General features: G+C 37.1%; 11 protein-coding genes and 1 pseudogene. 4 read left to right on the top strand and 8 right to left on the bottom strand.

The window, feature by feature from the left end; genetic code table 11:
- The first annotated feature begins 10 nt into the window (after window positions 1-10).
- Window positions 11-2,053 (top strand): protease Lon-related BREX system protein BrxL, encoded by a 2,043-nt coding sequence (gene brxL / locus BB781_RS06925; RefSeq protein WP_094227775.1) that lies wholly within the window; start codon window positions 11-13, stop codon window positions 2,051-2,053.
- Between the two features lie 56 nt (window positions 2,054-2,109).
- Here brxL and BB781_RS06930 read toward each other — a convergent pair whose 3' ends face one another.
- The 6 genes from BB781_RS06930 to BB781_RS06955 form a co-directional block, all read right to left on the bottom strand.
- Window positions 2,110-3,297 (bottom strand): Wadjet anti-phage system protein JetD domain-containing protein, encoded by a 1,188-nt coding sequence (locus BB781_RS06930; protein ID WP_094227776.1) that lies wholly within the window; start codon window positions 3,295-3,297, stop codon window positions 2,110-2,112.
- Entirely contained in the window at window positions 3,294-6,647 is a 3,354-nt protein-coding gene (locus tag BB781_RS06935; RefSeq protein WP_094227777.1) for an ATP-binding protein, read from the bottom strand. The genes BB781_RS06930 and BB781_RS06935 overlap by 4 nt, the downstream gene beginning before the upstream one ends.
- Entirely contained in the window at window positions 6,628-7,209 is a 582-nt protein-coding gene (locus BB781_RS06940; protein WP_094227778.1) for a DUF4194 domain-containing protein, read from the bottom strand. Before BB781_RS06940 ends, BB781_RS06935 begins: the two co-directional genes overlap by 20 nt.
- Complete coding sequence (locus BB781_RS06945; RefSeq protein ID WP_094227779.1) at window positions 7,206-8,651, bottom strand: DUF3375 domain-containing protein; 1,446 nt, start codon at window positions 8,649-8,651, stop codon at window positions 7,206-7,208. The genes BB781_RS06940 and BB781_RS06945 overlap by 4 nt, the downstream gene beginning before the upstream one ends.
- 161 nt (window positions 8,652-8,812) lie before the next feature.
- Complete coding sequence (locus tag BB781_RS06950; protein ID WP_094227780.1) at window positions 8,813-13,600, bottom strand: DUF3320 domain-containing protein; 4,788 nt, start codon at window positions 13,598-13,600, stop codon at window positions 8,813-8,815.
- Between the two features lie 154 nt (window positions 13,601-13,754).
- Window positions 13,755-16,184: an ATP-dependent DNA helicase gene (locus tag BB781_RS06955; protein WP_094227781.1), complete on the bottom strand. Its 2,430-nt coding sequence runs from the start codon at window positions 16,182-16,184 to the stop codon at window positions 13,755-13,757.
- Window positions 16,185-16,646: 462 nt separating this feature from the next.
- Here BB781_RS06955 and csa3 point away from each other — a divergent pair, with 462 nt between their 5' ends.
- The gene (csa3, locus tag BB781_RS06960) at window positions 16,647-17,246 is read left to right on the top strand and encodes a CRISPR-associated CARF protein Csa3 (protein ID WP_094227782.1); all 600 of its coding nucleotides are present in this window, start codon (window positions 16,647-16,649) and stop codon (window positions 17,244-17,246) included.
- Between the two features lie 261 nt (window positions 17,247-17,507).
- On the opposite strand, the gene BB781_RS16445 is transcribed toward csa3, so the two are convergent.
- The gene (locus BB781_RS16445) at window positions 17,508-17,849 is read right to left on the bottom strand and encodes a transposase (protein ID WP_094227783.1); all 342 of its coding nucleotides are present in this window, start codon (window positions 17,847-17,849) and stop codon (window positions 17,508-17,510) included.
- Window positions 17,850-18,412: 563 nt separating this feature from the next.
- Here BB781_RS16445 and BB781_RS06970 point away from each other — a divergent pair.
- The gene (locus tag BB781_RS06970) at window positions 18,413-18,682 is read left to right on the top strand and encodes a hypothetical protein (RefSeq protein ID WP_094227784.1); all 270 of its coding nucleotides are present in this window, start codon (window positions 18,413-18,415) and stop codon (window positions 18,680-18,682) included.
- Between the two features lie 54 nt (window positions 18,683-18,736).
- Here BB781_RS06970 and BB781_RS06975 read toward each other — a convergent pair whose 3' ends face one another.
- Window positions 18,737-19,465: a hypothetical protein gene (locus BB781_RS06975; RefSeq protein WP_129582656.1), complete on the bottom strand. Its 729-nt coding sequence runs from the start codon at window positions 19,463-19,465 to the stop codon at window positions 18,737-18,739.
- Between the two features lie 1,316 nt (window positions 19,466-20,781).
- Between BB781_RS06975 and BB781_RS06980 the strand changes: the two are divergent.
- Window positions 20,782-21,089, top strand: a pseudogene (locus BB781_RS06980) (transposase); the annotation flags it as partial.

Raw genomic sequence — 21,089 nt, forward strand, 5'->3', positions numbered from 1 at the left:
AGCGGATATCATGCTGACAGATGACACAGACATTGGAACTGACGAAAAACTGAACTTATACTTCCAGGGAAAAGTGGTCAGGAAAGATCTGACAAAACTGGTAAAAGTAGGCCACAACGTTCCGGTCTATGTCCTGGAATACCTGCTGGGTGCCAACTGTGCCACCAATGATGAGGAACTTATACAGCAAGGTGTCAAGAAGGTCAAAAGCATCCTGTCAGACAACTACGTCCGCCCCGACGAAGCAGAGAGGATAAAATCAAAGATAAGAGAAACAGGCTACTACACCATCATCGACAAAGTCACTGTCACACTTAACGAAAAAAGGGACATATATGAGGCTCTCTTCTCCAACCTTGGCCTGTCAAAAGTACAGATAGAACCGGAATATGTCACAAAATACGACAAGCTCCTCGGCGGTGGCATCTGGTGCATAATCAAGATGGAATACAGCGCAGAAATGGTGCCTTCCCCATTTGTCATATCAAGCCTAAAACCCATACAGATCCCGAACATCAACATCTCAGAAGTTATTGAGCAGCGCAAGAACTTCACTAAAGATGAATGGATAGATGTCCTTCTCCGTTCCATAGGTATGGAGCCAACACAACTGGAAAAGCCTGCCAAATGGCACCTGTTGGAACGCATGGTGCCTCTTGTGGAGAATAACTACAACCTCTGTGAACTTGGCCCTCGTAGTACTGGAAAGTCGCATATCTACAAGGAAATATCCCCAAACTCCATACTGATATCCGGCGGACAGACAACCGTGGCAAACCTCTTCTATAATATGAGCACACGCCATGTAGGTCTGGTAGGACTCTGGGACGTCGTAGCTTTTGATGAGGTAGCAGGCATTCGTTTCAAGGACAAAGATGGCATCCAGATCTTAAAGGATTTCATGGCATCCGGCTCCTTTGCAAGAGGCAAGGACCAGATCAATGCCAACGCATCCGTTGTCTTTGTTGGTAACGTGAACCAGAGCATCTCATCCTTACTAAAAACATCCCATCTTTTCTCCCCATTCCCCGAGGCAATGAACAGTGACAGTGCATTCTTCGACAGGATACACTACTACCTGCCAGGATGGGAAGTTCCAAAGTTCAGGCCAGAACACTTCACTGACAGATATGGTTTCATTGTTGATTACCTGGCAGAATTCCTGAGAGAGCTGCGAAAACGTTCCTACAGTGATGTAATATTCAAGTACTTCACCCTAGGTAACAACCTCAACCAGAGGGACGTCATTGGGGTCAAAAAGACCTTTTCAGGACTTGCAAAGCTCATCCATCCCGATGAGGATATCTCAAAAGAAGATGCTAAGGAAATACTCGAATATGCACTTGTAGGAAGGCGAAGGGTCAAAGAGCAACTGAAAAAGATTGGTGGCATGGAGTTCTTCGATGTGAACTTCTCCTATATCGACAATGATGACATGGAAGAGCACTTTGTCAATGTCCCTGAGAGCGGAGGAAACAAGATAATACCACCCGGCCTTACAAAACCAGGTCAAGTATATGCGGTAGCTGCAACCGAGTCTGGAAAGATAGGCATCTACAAGACAGAACTCCAGGTAGTATCAGGTTCAGGCAAGTATGAAGCATCGGGCCTCAATTCGAATGCAAAAGCAAAGGAATCCGTAAAAACAGCGATCAACTATTTCAAAGCCAACGCCAAGTCCATAAGCCAATCGATCTCCACTAAAGAAAGAGATTATTTCATGAATCTGCAGGATGTCTATGGAGTAGGCATATCTGATGGCCTGTCACTGGCTGCTTTCATCAGTCTCTGTTCAGGAGCCTTGGAAAGACCTGTGCAGGAACAGACGGCCATTATCGGGACAATGACCATCGGCGGTTCCATTTTGAATATTGACAATCTGTCAGACCTTCTGCAAGTCTCCCTCGATGCCGGGGCCAGGAAGGTATTGATTCCTGCATCTGCAACATCGAAGTTGGGAACTGTGCCTGCTGATCTGTTGAGTAAGTTCCAGCTTGCATTCTATGCTGATCCGGTTGATGCGGTGCATAAGGCGTTGTTCTTTTCATCTTGACTTTAAAGAAAAGAAGAGACGTAAAAAGTATCTACAACTGGACCTAATACCTTCATTTATTGTGAATTTACAATTTCATGTATATTCTTCAAAGCATATGCATGAGGAATCTTTTCTTGTTCCAGTCGATTATTTTCTTTTAAATTGATCAGGTGCTCAAAAAGCTCATGTTCTTCAGGAGTAAGATATTCAAGTGCTGTCACCTTAGTATCTGTTCCTGTAACGGCCAGATTTTTAAATTCTCTGAAGGTTTCAAAATCCATCATGCAAGACTGGGTTTGAGGAAAATATCCTCTTATCTGGGACAATATCTGAAAACCATGAGCATCAATATCTCCCCAGTAAATGATTTGCTTGTTGGATAACCATACTGCATTTTTCAATACACCGATACCAAATCCTTTTCCAAAGATGGAGATGGAGTCTTTTATCACAGGAAGAGATAGGAAATTGAATATGTTGGAATAATTCGTCTTGTTTTCAAGGATAAAAACCCTACTGCAAGGTATATTTAATTTATTGAATTGGCTTTGAGGAATGCTAAGGTCATCTACTCCACTGAAAAGTTCTTGTGCCATCTCATAATCAAGGATCCGTAATCGTATCAAAGGTTCACTATATTTCAGATTAAAACGCATCTTGAAATCGGATTCATCTTTATTTAGGTGCTCTCCGATGAGGATATCCAGAAGGGTTCTAATAATGGCTTCATTTTCCTCAACAAACTTTGTGGATATATCAAGGGGTAGCTCTCGAATGTAAATATTTGGTTTTGGGCATTCAATGAAATACCTGCATACTTTGATTATGTCATTCCAGTTATCAATATTATCAAGTACTTTCTTTGGATTGGATTCTATCCATGGCTGCAACTGTGGAAGTTGAGCGATGATCTGTTGTACTGCCTGCATGAAAAGATGGTATTCTTTTTCTTTATGAAGGAACTTGAGATAATCATTGAGATCTTCAAAATATATTCTGCTTGGGAAATACTGTTTGCCAATTTTCCGGTCATTTTTCAGAATATATTCTGTAGAGTAACCATACCCCTTTTTTTCTTTAGATTCATTTCTCAGCTTCTTGATTTCATTATTGATAACTGAAAAGTTCTCAAGGGTTTCATTGGCCTTAATCTTTCCAAATGAGATCTCTATGGGAAAGGAAAGTGTACCCTGCACAGAGGAACTTAAAATATTCAAATACATACGCGAAGCTTTTGTTTTGATCTCTTCCGGATGTATCATATTATCATTCCACTTTGTTGGATGAATTTGTCCTCTCTATATTGTTCAATAGTGATATCTCTGGTCTTTGAGTATTCTCCATTTTCGTTCGATAACAGATGAACATAGTTAATATAATCCTCAACAACATTGATCTTTTGGAGTGGAGTAACTATCAGGAGTTGTAGGTTCAGCTTTTTGAATAGATCAAGACCATATCGAGTACTGTCATCTGAACTGCGGCCAAACGCTTCATCAATTATTACAAATCGGAATGAGTTTGATACTGGTTGATCTCCTGCCGGACCAAAGCGATATGCTAAAGCTGATGCGAGGATAGTATATGCAAGCTTTTCTTTTTGCCCTCCGGATTTTCCAGATGAGTCACTGTAAAACTCTTTTTCGGTATCGTCTATGCAGAAATTCTCAGCTGCAGAAAAGATCAACCATTTTCTAACATCAGTTACATTCTTAGTCCAGTTGCTATCGGCTGTATTTGCACCTTTGAACTTATCCAGCAATCGTTTGACCTTATGGAACCGTTCTTCATTATAAACATCTTCGTTACCAAGGGTTTCTGCAAGGCAATCCTTTAATTCTGCCCTGAATTCTCTTATATTGCCATCTGGACTATTGTCTGATCTTAATTCAATATATGTACCAGGGTTATACTCAAGTTGTCTCAAGAATTCGTTTATTTTTCGAATGTTCTTGTTTATTTCTGTAACTTCATTATCCAGTTTCGATTTGAAAGTAGCAATTGATTGAATGGTATGCTCACGAAGTTCTTTTTTGAAATTCTCTTCATACTTTGGCAGGTTTTCTTCTTTTAGTTTATTATATATCTTAACGAATTCCTGCATAGAATCAATAACTGTTGGAATATCATTTGTCTCTGCAGGATAGTTGCCTTTGTACTGAGATATTTGGGCTACGATATTTTGGCTTAATTTTGTTCTTTGACTACCATGTTGACGTTGCTTCAGTTCTATTCGTTCTTTGGTATCTGCTTGTTCTTGATCTATAGAAACAATCTCAAGAACCTTAGTTTGCATATACTTAGTGATATCTGGTAATTCCTGTTTATCTTTAAACGGATTAATCTTTAGCTCAAGTTCACATTTTTGTTGTTTTTCCTTATATATATCAATCTTCTCTTCGAGTTTACCTTTGTTTATCTCAAGTTTACTTTTGCTACCATCTTCTTTTTGAATTTGTTCTCTTATAGAGATCAATTGCTCATTCAATGTTCTCAATTGGTCAGAGGTTTCTTCGAGGTCTTTAATATCCTGTCTCCTTTTTTCAATTTCAGTAACATCTTTTTCCCAGTTGAGATCATCAAAATCATTAATTTTCAGAATATCACGGATATCATTTTTCCGTTGCTCGATAATTTTTCCTTCTTTCTTGAAAGAGTCATGCTCACTAATACATTCATTGATTTTATTATACAGAGATGCCATTTGTTCTTTGATACTATCAACTTTTTCCAGATTGTTCCATCCAAGGACATAGTTTTGTTGGTCATGGATATTCGTCCGATCGTCTTTCTCATGACGGCCTCTACTTCCCTTGATCTGTCCGTTTTTAGTGATTGATTTGCTTTCTTCCTGAAATTGTTCAATAGAATCACAACATGCGAAATCAAATTTATCAATTAATTCATTCTTTACCCAGCTATGAAAAGCAGAGTCTGCCTTGATCTCTAATTTATTGACCACAGATGTTTTGCCAGGTTCATTTGTAAGTATGCTCGAAGCAGAAGCAGGTACTCTGAAGTAAACAAGTCGTCCTTTGAGATCATTTTGGTTAACATACTTGCTTATTGTCTTATAATGGTCCTCTGAAACCAGAATGCTCAGGCCAAAGTTATGGAGAAGTCTCTCCAATGCACCCTCCCATTCTTTTTCACTGGGTTTAACCTGAATGAGTTCACCGATAAAAGGTAGTTCTATGCCTTTTAATGAACAGTTTTCAAGGATGGAATTGCGAATACTTAGATTCTTGCCTGGGATCTTTGTTTTCCTCTGGCTCAATGACTTGAGCTCGGATTCATGTATGTTATATTCGCTCTGAAGCTTTTCCCTGGATGCGAATGCTTTGCTCCTTTCATCTTGTTTTCTTTCCAAGTCTTCATCTACTTGCAATAAGAGCTGGTTTGCTGTGTCAATTGACTTTTTGAATGTATGTTCGTCATCTGCAGGTGAGATTCCAATTGATGAGCATAGCTTGTAGTATTCCTCTCTTTTTTTAGATTTCAATGCTTTTGTTTTATCGAGATCAGTTATTTCTCTTTTTAACTGTTCTATTCGTTGACCTTCTATGTTTTGATGCAGTGCAATTGAAGTCTCGTTTTCACTGTTCCTTAATTGTCCAATAATTTCTGTTTTCTGTGTTATTTGACCAGTTAAGGTGTCCATGTCTTTGGTAGAGGATTCTATTGCTTTTTTAAGCAGCCCGTATTTTCTATCTGCAAAGAAGAATGGTAAATAATTCAGGTACTCCTGCAGTTCGTTAATCTTCTGTGAAGTTTCCTCATATTTACCTATGTCTTTGACCATGGGCTCCAGCTGGTTTATTTGTTTCTTGGCTTTTTGGACTAATTCATATGATGTTGTGAGATCGTTATAATTATTGATCATTGCCTCAATCTCTTTTCTAAAATCAGTTTCTTCCAGCATATGATCGCGCATGAATTCTGTTAATTTACCGATGGATTTCATTGAAACTGTCTGGAAAAACAGTTCAAGCACTTTATCAGATTCAATTCCAAAAAATGGGCGGAACGCATCGCTATATCCTTTAAAACTATCATGGACATTTGTTTTATCAATTTTCTTGATACGCTTCTTTAAATAAGCGATATCTGTTTCTCCATCTATAAGTGAGAAATGTTCCATGATGTTCAGGTCTGTTTCGGATGTCACAAAAAATCGGTCTACGCTTCCATTTTTCATCCAGAATACCTGTGCTAAAGTAAATCCTTTGTTAAAGCCCTTGTTATAAAAATAACTCAGTATTACGGAATAATCTTCTTCTTTCCTCAGGTATACAGGTTTTGAATTATTATACTCGTCTCTTTCGTTTTTATGCTCACCACGGACATACGACAGAAGGTTCCTTTCCTTTTTTTCGGCTCCAGCTGCTTTGTTGTAGGTAATTTTGTGTGGCTGGACCAGGAGGGTGGTTATAGCATCTACAAGTGTTGATTTTCCAGATCCATTGTCACCTGTAAGAAGAGAATTAAATCCCATAGGTTCAATTTTCCAAACCCTTTTGTTAAAAGTACCCCAATTGAATACTTCTAAGCGATGCAGACGAAAACCTTTCTGGAGATCATCTCCTGAATAATCAATGAGTGAGTTTTGCATGTTCCATCAATTTTTCCTTGATTTCCAGAAGGGTATCAGCTGGTATTTTAGCCATGAGTATTTTCCGGACTTCTAGCTTATTCTCATCCGTACTCAACCGCTTTAGGAAACCATAATTTACTAATTTATTGATATCGCTGTCAATGTCACGTATAAATTTTGTTTCGTTAGAGGTTTCGGGAAGGTAGGTCCTCATTAAACTGTAAATATCTTTTTTGTCCAGAATAAGCCTGGGAGAATCCCCGCCTTTAAAATCGTGTTCAATTAACTTTTCTTCAAGCAGGACACAAAGTAATGTAACAGAATAACTAAGTGGTGTTTTTCCAATCAGTGATGGTAAGGATACATCCGATGATTCCTCATATTCTTTTTGTGTAAGAAATGCATATCCATCAGCTTCATTGATAAATACCTCAACTCCGATACTTGAAAAATGTTTTTTGATACCCTGTTGGTATTGAATAAGACTATTCCATGTTTCGATGTCATCTTTGAATAGATTGCCTTTAAGCAGTTTTATAACTACTGCACTATAGGGAAGGAGATCATCATTGTCTGTCATATTTCGCTCCTGCAGAAGATCACTTGGGGGATTTCAATTTTGAAATGTTTTTTACTGGTTGCGTTCCAGATGATGAATGTTTCAGAGACATTCTCGTTAATAACAGCTCTTTTGTTTTTAGCTGCAATATCTATATACGTTAATATCTCGACCAGGCCCTTGTTGACCGGGTATTTCTCGACTATCGCCCTCAATGTGATCTGTGTGTTTGTTTTCAGGAATTCCTGTATCCTGTCCTTGAGTTCTTTGGGGTCGATATTGAATTGATTATACAATACTGATGTATTGACTTCTTCCGGAGAACCATATTTCATATCCGGTTTGCGTAGTTTTGTGTTTGAAGACCCTTTCCATAAAGGCCTGTCCATGATCATTTCAATAATAGGCTTGCTTTCAAGAGTAATGAACTCATTATTATCCGGAGAATTGTTTTTCATTTCAACTGCATTTGATTTGATGTCTTTGATTATTCCTATTATTTTTTTGTTTTCCAGATATACCCTTTCATCAAGGAACTTTCGCAGCTGTTCTGCAAGGGAGTAATTGATCTTGTTAACTCTGTCACCTGCGCGGATAAGGCGTATTTTCATTTCTTCGAGGGTATCATCGTTTTTAATGCTCCGGACTTCCGGGAGAGCTAAGGTCATTTCGATCAACTTGTCCAGTTCATCCTGTTGTCTTGAAGAGAGCAGAAGTTCCCAGAATGCGTCAAGGCTTCTACCCTGATCAGTATTTTTGAGTTGGTCTTTAGCAAAGAAGATATCATGCAGGATCTTATCTTTTTTAATGCCATCTTTTATTTGTTTTTCTCTGATTTCCATATCAAGCTGTTTGAAATTGTATTCTATTTCTCCAAATTCAGAAAGCATTTTGTGTATTGTGTCACATATTTCAAAGTAGCGTTCTTTGATCTGGGTCTCACTTAGCTTTTCAATAATACCAGCGTTGATATTGTCTATCTGAGTTTCAATTTCTCGTTTTTGTTTTTCCAGTTCTGCCAATTTTTCAGTGGGGTCATCTGTGTTCTCATAAGCAATTTCTTTCAATGTGCTTATTATCTTAAGCAGCCGGGATTCAGTTGCGACAAATTTCCTTTCCTCTACCAAGTCCCGAATCCATTCAAGTGCTTTTTCAGTATAGTGGGTTATATCAAAATATGCTACATCATCTGAAGAATAGTATGATCTTAAAAAATTAGCATTTGTCCAATCTTCAAGGTATTCTGAAGGCGTTTTAGGATATGTCTCACTACCTTCTGTTTTTCTTAAATGGAATAGATAATCAGAGAGGTTTGATTCCAGTTCATTTTTTGAGATAGTGGAGATATTATTCTCTTTGAACTTATGGTAAAGAAAACTGATAATTAATGGACTATTGTCTGCATTTAGTAACCTAATAGACGGATGTTTTTCCTTTAGATTTTGTATTTGCTGATGGTCCATATTTTATCTCCAAAATTATCTTACATTGACATTACTCTTTTTCACTTTACCACTCACATATTCCCTTATAATCACAAAATTTTTTACATAATTCTCTGTGTCTAGTTCTTACAGTCTTGATATTATCACTTCAGCACTGATTTTACAAGGATTTCTAATTTTCACTCAACAAGATCCACCATACCATTTGGCAAAACCTTCAAGTCATTCTTACCAATCATTTCATTGATCACACCTTTTATCCTCTCTACAGTCATCCCACTGGTTGATCGTATTCCAAACAAACGTGATGTTTGCACCACAAGCTCATCGGGGGATGTAGCATGCTGGTTTTTAAGGACCAGCTTTGCAGCTTCAGCAATCTCCTCATTGCAGATCATTTCGACTTTTGCAGGAACTCCATTACCACGCCGACGAATCTTTACATCATTAATGTCCAGCCAAAGGAAATCTCCACGCTTAGTAAGCTTTCCATTCTTTTCAGAATAATTTACAGCTTCTAAGATTGCATTTTTGATTTTCTGACCACTTCTTTTTAAGCCGTGGTTTTCACGAATTCGTTTTATCAACTCATCTATATGCACAGGTGATTCAATTTTTAGGATTTGGGTGATGGCTCTTTCAAGTTCAGGGCGTGGTAGTTCATGTATTTGTGTTTGTGTATCTATATCGATTGTAGAACATGTTTGATATTCTGAAACAAGATCCAATAGTGATTCTTCATTAGAAACACAACATTTACTACTATCTTCCCGCTCAACACCTGAATCCATAATTTGTACTGGTTTTTCCAATGTACTTTTTGGAGTGATTGTAGGTTTGGGACTCTCCATCTTAGCCTTCTCAATGGTCTCCCTTAACTTTATTTGACAATCTTTTTTATTGCGATACCAGTCTGTAGACCATATACGATAAATTGTCCAGCCCAGATTTTCAAGGATCTGTTGGCGTAGTCTATCCCTGTCCCGTGCAACCCGGGATGAATGGTATTTTGCACCATCACATTCAATTCCTAAAAGGTATCTTCCAGGGTATTTTGGATCAACAATTGCGAGATCTATACGATATCCAGCGCAACCAACCTGTTTTTGGACATCATAGCCACAATCACGAAGGAATTCATAAACCGACTCTTCAAAGGGTGAATCACTATCTTCTCCAATAGCACCAATGCTGTGAAGATTTCTGTTCTCAGCAAAGTCCAGGAACACTTTCAAAGATCTCAGACCAAACGGAATAGTTGGAGTGATTGCAAGATCTGATGCCTTGAAATTGGAGAACACAACACATTTTTCACGTGCACGGGTTATAAGGACATTTAGTCTCCTTTCTCCACCTTCCCTATTGAGTGGACCGAAATTAAGGCTAAGCTTGTTGTCTCTATCAAAACCAAAACCAACGCTTATAAAAATAACATCTCTCTCGTCACCTTGTATTGTTTCTAGATTCTTTACGAAGAAATGATCTGGACGTTTAGTCTCGAAGAACTCAGTCATATCCGGGTTTTGAATAAGCAGCATTTCTACTTCTTCCAGTATGGCTTGCTGTTGTTTGATGTTAAAAGTACCAATTCCAAGACTTTTATCTGGATATTTTGCGAAATGTTCCAGAGCGGCTTGAGCCACAGCTTTTGCTTCTTTCCTATTCGTAGAAGTTTTTCCCCGGTCATAGATGGTATCAGGTAAATGAACAAATTTCAGGCCCAGGTGTTCCATATCAGCTATAGGCGAGGGATATATCACAAGATTCTGATCATAGAATTCCTGATTAGAAACCGCAATTAATGATTCGTGTCTACTACGATAATGCCAACGAAGATTTTTAGTTAGGAAACTGCGCTTACATAAGTGAAGAATGCTTTCGATATCCGATAAAGAAGTTGTATTCTCGTCATCGTAATTATCAATTGAATCCACTATTTTGTCAAAGAAACTTGTAGGCGGAAGCTGACGGGTATCTCCTATTATCACACACTGATTTGCACGCAATAGTGCTCCTAAAGCATCTTCCGGTCGCACCTGACTTGCCTCATCAAAAACAACTATATCAAAATTAACATTGAGAGGGTCAAGAAACTGCGCTATTGATAGTGGACTCATCATGAAACATGGTTTAATTTTTTGTATTAAGCCACCAGCATTCTTAATTAATTTTCTAATCGGCATATGATTACGCTTTCGATTGAATTCTCCTAGTAGAATTCCTGCTTCAGATTTAGGGGATACTCCTTTGGGAATTGATGGTTGCTTTTCATAAAGCAAATATGCCAACCTCTGCCGGTTTTCTAGAATTAGTTCACGATCAAGTTCGGTGAAAGTTTTTATCTTCTTTTCGTGAAGTTCACCCATAAAACTTGCCAGTGTTTGCCTTTCCATGAATGCGCATCGAAGAAGCTCATCTGCAAAATTACCTTCAAAGCATGGAATTATATCATCTGATTCCAGGAGATCTGAATCAATAAGATTTATAATTGGAGCTGCAAACGTTTCAAGGCAATGCTCTCTACGAACAGTAAATTGACTCCATTTCTGTAGTTCTGAGACTCCTTCTTTCCACAACCTAAGTTTAGAATCAATGTTTTCAACATATACACTATCAGCATTAGTACCAAATACTTGTTCGTAATCTAGATTTATCCGACTAAATAATTTATCGCGGTGTTCAACAAAGATGCCAACTGCTATTGATGCATCTTCTATCGCTTTTTCCAGTTCTCCTTTGGAAACCCCTGAACTGATTTTATCGACAACCTGATTATTGAATGTATTTTTCAATAACTGCTGACGGAAGGATACAATCCATTCTGCAAAGGAATCAAGCATTTGCGGATTACTTTCTTCATCTTTCCAGTGTGAACCAAAAAGATTCAGCCCACTTTCATGCAAGTCTCGAATTTGTTTTCGAGATTGAACACATGCCGATAATTCATGTAGATCCAAGATAACCGATTCTGTATTTTTAGGAGCAATGCCTTTGTAAAACGAAGATATTTCTTTTTTCAAGTAACGATACCTGCTATTAAATAATCGAATGATGACAAACTTAGCAGATAGTTCTTTATATTCTTTGAAAATAGACTCGATGTCCTGTTCAAATGCAGTCTCCCTAAATTTGGAATGCAAAGCAGAACTTTGACTCTGAAAATCATCTACCAGTTTAATTAATAATTTTGCTTTATTGCTCAGCTCATTCCATTCTTGATTTAATAAAACCTCTTTGTCTATAGGTTTTGATGCTGCCACAACCTTTGCAGCAGAAATAGAGGATTCTATTTCCCTTAAAGTGAGAGGATGATGGATCGAACCGCTCTCACATACTTTATTGATTGTATTCTTAAGAGTATCCAATGAGCTTTTACAGTCGTCAAGTAGTTTTTCAATTTCGTATTCATCGGATGGAAGCACCATTCCCGGCTTACAGCCTTTCCATTTGTGATCATTGACTGGTTTTACAAGAGGTAATATATCCGAAATATTCGAGAGGGTGGATATTGATTCTGTCCACTCCTTTTGACTACATTTTTCAATATTGGAATATTTTATTTTTGCCATTTCTCTTCCAACACTTTCAAAATGGCGTAATGCACCCTCTTTCATACAAAAAAGATTAAATGGGGATTGCTTGATATATCCAAAAGGTTCCCGCAAAGCATTTGCATAATCATTTAATTCCGCTTTAAGCGATTCTAATTTATCAAAATGGTTGTCTAAGGATACTGATTTTGGAGGAGCTAGGGATACAGTGCGTTCGAGTTCTTTGAGTAACTCCTTTTTGTTTGCTTTTCTACTATGCAGTTCAAGACAAAAATCACCCAATCCTACTTGGTCAAGGCGACTTTTGACCACTTCAAGGGCTGCCATTTTTTCACTAACAAAAAGCACTGATTTTCCTGCTGCAAGAAGTTCGGCAATGATGTTTGTGATAGTTTGCGATTTGCCTGTCCCTGGTGGCCCTTCTACTACCATGCTCATGCCTGATTTTACGTCTTCGATAACAGCAATTTGGGATGGGTCAGCATCCATTACATGATATACATTTCGGGCATTAACTTTTTTATCAACATCATCTTCCGAAAATTCGGTTTCACAAATTTGAGTGTCTGGATCAAATATACATTTTATCAATGGATGCTTGGCTGGAGAACTATTTTCTGGCCATGCCATAGGATCAAGATCTTTATACATTACAAACTTTGTAAAGCTAAAAAAACCCAAGCTAATGTCAGATAAAACATTCCAGTTGGTTTTTTTTGCAATAGCTTCTACAACGTCCTGATAATATTGATCTATTTTTTCCTTCTCATCTGGCATTTCAAATTCAGGAAGGGAAATACCATCATCAATCAGTTTCGCCTGCAGAGAGACATTTGTGAATATATCCTCTCCCGTCCATGACAACTGAAAAGAACCACCGGCCATTGTACGAACCAGTTCAACGGGAATTAGAATTAATGGGGCTTGCCTTATTTTGGAAGTATCAGTAGGGTCTTCCCACTCCAAAAATCCAAGAGCCAGATACAGAACAGTATATCCCTGCTCCTCAAATACCGATTGAGATTGCTGACTAATATAATACATTCTTTTTTGAAGATCATCATTTTTGAGAGTTGTTTGAAGAAAACGGTCTATGTGTTTGCTTTCCAATTCTCCATTGGGCGGTGACATTTTCCAAAGTATAGACGATTCATCATCGTCAATATCTTCGTTTGGCATGTCTGGCTTGCTTTCATCAACAAATGTATCATATTTCTTATCTTGGTTTTTTGATTTAGGATGAAACTCCATTTTCTTTTCTTGAAGAACCAATCGATCATAAACCTCTTTTGGTATTTCATCCACCACTCTTATTTCTCTGGTTTTTGATGCATGGAAATTCAACAATGAGTTGCGCATTGTGAGATCTAATAGATTATGTCTTGCTACTTCCAACTCCTTCTTAACAATACTCATATCATTGCCCCGTCTTAAATATATTAATTGAAGTTCCTGCAGATTGCCGTCAAAAACTCTGCATAGGATGAATGGCATGCATCTAAATTAAAAATGCAGTAATATCTTAGAACAATCCAATCTTTATATATTCCTTTTGAAAATGTTTTTCAATTTATGTTTCATGAAACTCACATATTCTCTTATAATCACAGAACCGACAGGTCGGCTCCTCCCTTACCTCGAAGTCTTCCTTCAATATCCGATCCACAATCCCCTTAACTCTCTCAACCACTGCTCCCACAATCCCTTCACTCACATCCACCACTCTCAATTCAGCAAGTTCTGGATGAACAAAGTCAAGATTATCAGGATTCCCACTTTTTTCCAGCTCCTTTAACTGGGCCAGCATTACAAGGGATTCAATTGCATGCGTCAATTGTCCCTGCTTAGAATACATATTGATGAGACTTTCCTGCTCTGCCATCTTTCTCTTAAGCGGTGAATCAGTATCCAGCTCGAATTGTTCTTCGACCTGCTCAGCCTCGATCAACTCTACCAGAGGGTTACTGGCAAACCTGATGTCTTCCAGGAACTGGCTGGATTTAACGCCTTTTACATTGCCAGTATATCTCTCAGGGAAAACAAGGTAAAGCTGCTCTTTTGCGCGGGTCATGGCAACGTATGCAAGTCTTCTTTCCTCTTCAAGATGCAATACTTTTTCATCCACATCCCGCTGCACACCTTTTATAAGTTTAAAAGGCACCGTGAACTTCTTACTCTTGTATTGCAGGGGCAGATGCCTAGTGGCCATATCACAAACAAATACCACCTTTGCCTCTTTACCCTTGGATTGGTGGATGGTCATGACCTTTACAGTATTATCATCTGTTGACTCACTGCCCTCTATCTCAAGGTCAAAGACAAGTTCCAGGTGCTCCATGACCAGTTCAAACTCAGCACTACCGTCTATCAATTCAAGATCTTCCACTATCTTCACCAGGGAATTTAAAACCTCGATGTTCCTGTGGGAATTTTTGCTGTTCTCATGTGCCTGTGAGCGGTAAAGGTCCGTAATGTTCATCAGCAGGTGCTTCAGGGTATCCGAAGGAAGATGTTTCTTCTTGTATTCGATCAGCTCCTGCAATCTCTCAAGTATGGACTTGACAAGGTCTGCCTGTTCAAGGTCAAGTTCATCCAGATGATGCAGCAGTACAGAATAGATGCCATCTCCCTGCATATTATCCATTTCTTGAAGCTTGCCTGCCATTATATTGATCTTCTGCAAGGTATGCTCTGTCCCCCCTTCCCTAAAAAGGATATTGGCAAATGCAACTCCATTATTGAAAGGATCAGCAACAAAATGCATGTAAGCCAGAGCGTCCTGTATCAATGGTAAATCATTGATCTGCAGGCTACCAACGTATTCCACCGGAACCATATGACGCTTAAGAGCATCACTGAACTTTTTCCCGTCGGCTCTCTTACGGGTAAGTATGTAGATATCTTTTTGTTCCACTATTTTCTCATCCAAAAGTCTGCATATCTCACCGGCAACCCATTCTGCTTCGCTCACATCGTTTGGTGCCTTCACTACCTTAACAGGTGCAATCCCACCATTATTTGATACAAGCTGTTTTTCCTGTCTGTCAGGATTCTGGCTGATCAGCTCCTGTGAGAGTTTTACTATGGGCTCTGCAGACCTGTAATTGATCCCAAGGGCAATTTTCTCAAGAGATGGATATAATTCACCCAGCTGATCGATATTTGAAAGATATGCACCCCTGAATCTGTAGATACACTGATCATCATCAGCTACACATGTCAGGTTTCCACCGCCGTCGGCCAGAAGATGTACCAGATGCAATTGTGCATAGTTCGTGTCCTGAAACTCATCAACAAGCATGTGATCATAGAGCTGTTGTATCCTTTTTCTGACAATCTCATTGCGCTCCAGCAGTCTGCATGCCAGAGTGATCATGTCATCGTAATCAATGAAGTTGTTATTCCATTTGTATTTCTGATAATTATGGTAGAACTTAGCAAGGTCTGCGAGTTTCTGTAGCTTATCGATCTCATCTACATTCATTTCTCCTTCGGATGACAATTGACCTTGTACATATTCACCCAGCTCTTCAGGAGAGATCAGCTGGTCATGGAATTGTGAAGTCCCTTCCAGTAAGTTTTTAATGAGGTCTGAAGGCATAATTGGAATAGGAATATATTCAAAATTGAATGAATCGATGTTCTTTATGCTCCATACATGTGAATGTTCTTTGGAGATGAGACGAATGCCGTGGTTGATGCCTATGTCCATGGAGAAATCCCTGATAAGATCATTACAAAACGAGTGAAAGGTAGAAATTGTAATTCCGGTAGCATTCCCAATTTTTTTCTCAATTCGGTTTTGTATTTCGTCTGCAGCTTTTTCAGAGAATGTGAGAGCGATGATTTTTTCAGGAGGTGAAAAGCTTTCTATTAACCGTGCTACTTTGTCGGTTATTGTCAATGTCTTTCCGGAACCGGGGCCTGCAAGTATAAGCAAAGGCCCTCCTGTGCAGGAAACTGCTTTTAACTGATCATAATTGAGCTTTGCTTCAACCAATCACATTCCTCCATATCAAGATTCAACTAAAATCTGATTAAAATCTTCTATCACAAATTAAACATTATTACGATTCAAGAACATAGTAATTTGAAATATATTTTGTATTTTTTTAATTTCTTACTAAATATAAATATAAATACAGTTTATCTGATTAAAACCTTTTTATGTGCATCTGTTGAAGTTTCACAATTCAGAGATAATACCGTTTTTGAAGCAGCATAACCAAATTCGTGGCCATGCTGCATTTCCAGTTACTTTTGTACCCCCAGCAGTCCCAACCCGCAACCACTATTCACCAAACTAAATACATATTGTATTTATTAGTGAATACCTACTATTAACAAACCTTGATGAATATATAACTTTCGACATTTATAGCAAAACACATATATCTACTAAATAAAATTATAGTATAAAGACCAATTAAAAATATATAGTATTCATACTAATATAACGTCAATGACAGATTCAACTCTGATAACCACTCTTTATAATCTCGAGCCTGTGCTGATATGCGTGACCCGACTATCTCCTTCAAAAGTGATCATATTGACCGAAGAAGGTGCAGTCGATAGAAAAGTCCAGGCGGAAAACACTCTTGAAGCCACCTTTGGAAAATTTATAGAAATCAAAAAGGTTATTACATCACTATATGATCCTGTCAGAGTTGCGAAAGATGTTGCAGACATTATCGAAAAAGAGCATGCTTTGAGCAGAAATGTCCTTATCAATGTGTCAGGTGGAAGAAAACCACAGGCTTTTGGTGCATTATATGGTGCTTTTGCACGAAGTGATATGGTCAAAAAGGTAGTCTATGTCACAGAAGAAGACAATTTCATGATAGAGTTCCCTATTCTTAGCTTCAATTTGTCCCCAACAAAAAAAATGATTCTTGAACTAATACAAAAAGGGACCATGTCAGTGGAAAATATTGCTGCTAATGTAGGCATCTCAAAAGGTATGACTTATAATCACTTGAGAGAACTGAAGACCATGGGATATATTTCAGATGAAGAAGGATATTCTCTGACAGATTCAGGGAGACTTGCAGTGATATGAATAATTCAGCTATGCAGAAATCATCATTTGAACGGTAATTGAAAATTTACTTTCATAAGTTAAATCAAAATAATCCTCTTCACAAAGGGTAAATATTTGTTAAACAATGTCTATGATCGAAAGGCAAAGATGATAACCATCGTTTTTCAACCGCTTAGTTAACAAGAGAACTTGTGATAACAGGTATGATATTATTTTAACTATCATTGTTGACACGAGGATCAGCGATACCCCTGTACACATATGAGTTCCAATTTATAGTTAATTACTTAATTTTTCTAACTTATTATCCAGAAATTTCTCAATCCATTTTCTTGCAAAACTAAGATTTGATGAACAACTAATAAACGTCTCAGCAATCAGTTTTTTCATACAGTCGAGATCTTTGACAAAATTACAGGAAATTATTCTTTTGACACTCTTCCAGATGAATTCGATTGGGTTCAGGTCAGGCGAATATGGAGGTAAATAGACCAATTCGATATTATTTTCCAATGAGAAATCCACTGTATCTTTTGCCCGATGTGATCTGAAATTGTCAAGAATGATCACTATTCTCTTTCCCATGTTGCTGTTTTTAATAGTTGATAGAAACGAGCACACGTCCTCTTTATTTCTCTAATGACTTGATATGTTTAAGCAATTCTTCGGATGAAAGATGGCGCTCTATAGGAATTTGTTCTGGTCTAGCCATAAGGTATTATTTGTACTTAATTAGTAATAAATGTTTAGTTAATAACTATAATTTCATTTACCATCTAATATTCATTGGTAAAAATAAATTTGTGGCTTACACATATATAAAATAAAATTATAGCAAATATAAATTTATTTTGAAAAAGCATTCCGCATATATAAGTGTTCCCTGAATTTGTTCAGAAAAACTTATATAGCACTACTACGTTGCATTGCCTCTGCAATGCGATTACTAAAGGAATACAGATATATAGAATAAATTCCATGTATAGTTTGTACACAAAAATAATGTGTACATAAGATAAATTATTTCAAAATCCCCAAAATTCAAGAAATCAAATAATTTGTAAAAATTATTATTATGGACATTAGTTGAAAACACAGACTCTTGATAAAATGAAGAAATTAAGCATGGGTTAATTTCCATACTAATTCTTTGCAAAAAAAAGGGGATTTGAAATGGATTTATTATGAGTAAAGTAATAAATGGTGAAAAAATGAATAACTGTAAAAAAGGAATTAATCGCATACGAATAGTTGATTGTATTTCAAAAGAAAATGTCGGCCCCATTGCAATGAAAGAGTTTCTGACAGAAGCTTACTACTTTACTGATGCAATGCCGAAAGTTCTTAGTCCAGAAATAATTGATATACTCGAAAATGATGTATATTCCAGTGATGAGATTGAAGCATTGTACGAGTGGGCTACAAAAAGATACGATGCCCTACTAGGATTATAATAGGGATTGTAGAAGGTCACAATCAATATTGATTGATGGCCTTTTTCAATATATTTAAAACTTAATCATCTCTCCTTTTTCGGTAACTCCCTTTCCAACTATCACAATTCCATCCTCTTTCATCTCCCAGATAGAAAACTGACTCCCATATATCTGATCAGGATTCATTTGCTTTACATGCTGCCTTTCAAATTCTTTATTGCTCTTCGATAAAAACTCTACTGAATTGCTGGAATACCATTTAACTCCTTTTACCTTCACCGGTACTACATATCCCCATTCCTGAAAGAAATATACATCAAGATACATTCTGTTACTCAAATAGTATAATGCTACCTTTTTGCGGTGAATAGCAAGTTGTGATTGTTGATCTTCTCGCACCAGTTTAGATGGATTTACAGGTTCTGCTTTCTGTTTATTATTGAAAGATTGAGTTTTTTGATTTCGCAACTGCTGTTTTAATTTATAGTTTTCTAGGATTACCTCATTATATTTAATTTTCAAAGCATCATTTTCAGACATTGTTTCGACATAATACTTGTCATTGACAATCAGATCCTCTTTTTTTTCTTCCATCTTCTCAATGAGATTAGTTATCATTCCAATGTCAGAATAATGAGTCCCTAGATTACTATTGACATATTGAACTAATGTTTCAGGCGACATCTTGGATCTTTCTTCTGCCAGCTTTTGAAGAAATTCCGGTTGCTGTTCTATTAGTCGCATTATTCGTTGATGTATCCCTGTTTCTTTTAGCTGCAATCGTTCCTGAGGATTATCCAAAAATTTCTGGCCCCTGGATGTTAATGCATACATACGTTTCCGATGGAACGGATTTTTCGATGACTGACTAACACCGTCAAATCTAACGAACCCTCGTCGCTTTAACATATTAAGGCCACTTCTAGAGACTGTCGGAAAAGTCCTCAAACACGACAATTTTTGGCATGTGTGCATAATTAAATAGTCATAAGCACTAATTAAATCACTATCTGTAGATACTTTGAAGAAAACTGGAATTGGTATGTTCTTGGCCATTGTTGTTATAAGTAGTCCTAATATTCATACTGATCGACTTTTCCGACAGTCTCTTCTAAAGGAATTATAACTGCTTTTATATTCAATGTGTTTGAAAATATCCCCGCAGGTGATATGACCATCTGCAATAGCAGAGCATACTAGGTACTTCAGCTCCCCACTCTCATAGTTTTTCATTTGACCACTCCACAAATTTCTACTAATGTCCACTATTAATTGTGGACACTATATAAATTTAATTATAAACAAGATTTGAGAAACAGAATGCTATTGATAGATATTTCCTGAAAAGGCAAAGTAAAATGTTACTTAATTTTAAGGAAATATTTTAAACAGATATTCAAAGACGTAGTTAATTGATTTCCTATAATTTCATAACCCAAGGTAGAATTAACCATTCATTAAATAATGGCTTGTAAAAACCTGTACTTAATTTTAACCACAAAGGTTGCAAAAAACTTCTTAAAGGAATTATGCCTCAAACGTCAGCTATCGGATACCATCTTTAATTGAATACTTGCAAAAGATAACTGACAAGATATACTCTTGAGATGGCCTTGGTAAATCTCTATAATTCATTTGAGAGGTTTTTACAGATTATTAAGGTGAATGTCTAGCTGAAGAGGATTAAGGCTTACAGGAGAATTATAGGCAATTTACAAGCACTCAATCTTCTCCGTCTGAAGGAGAATGAAGATTATCTAAGTCTCGATTCCTGCTACAATGAATAGTTGTTTCTGCTTTAAAAGCAAATCCTATTTTTCTATAAGCAATAACAAACATCCATTCTCATGGTCCTTCCGTCACCAGCGCCGCAGGCCCAAGTCGCCTGACACTAAGTACTAGGAAAACCATCTTTAAAATGAGTAGATATATGAGGCTTAACCATTTGCCTCTAAAATTCTTCTTTTCCCCTAATATCTTCTTAAAATACTTGTTTCTGTAAAAATTTGCATAAACATAGCTTAAATCAAAATCTAAGTTATATAGAAAGGATTATACTTAATTAAAGCTATTTTAGGTTTGCAAACATCAAAATAACTCGCAAAAAGGTATAATCCATGATTAAGATTATTGGCAAGGGATATAAGAAAGTATTGCTTCAAGTATGTGACTTTACAGGAAATTGTGAAGTAAAAACAATAAGTTTAAAAAGTGTCAACGGCATAAAAGAATACGAAAAATTATTTGGAAAAAAGATAGAGGCCAAAAAAGAAAATATAAAAGTCCGTATCATTCACATAACTCAGACAATGCTTAGCGATTTCTTTAACCTGTTTGAAAGAACCATATCCAAAGCCACAATATTAAGTTTGATAACACAGAACAATACAAAATTTAAATTTATATTCTCAACAAAAAATACACA

Source organism: Methanolobus psychrotolerans, assembly GCF_002243045.1.
In the GTDB taxonomy this organism is placed as follows: domain Archaea; phylum Halobacteriota; class Methanosarcinia; order Methanosarcinales; family Methanosarcinaceae; genus Methanolobus; species Methanolobus psychrotolerans.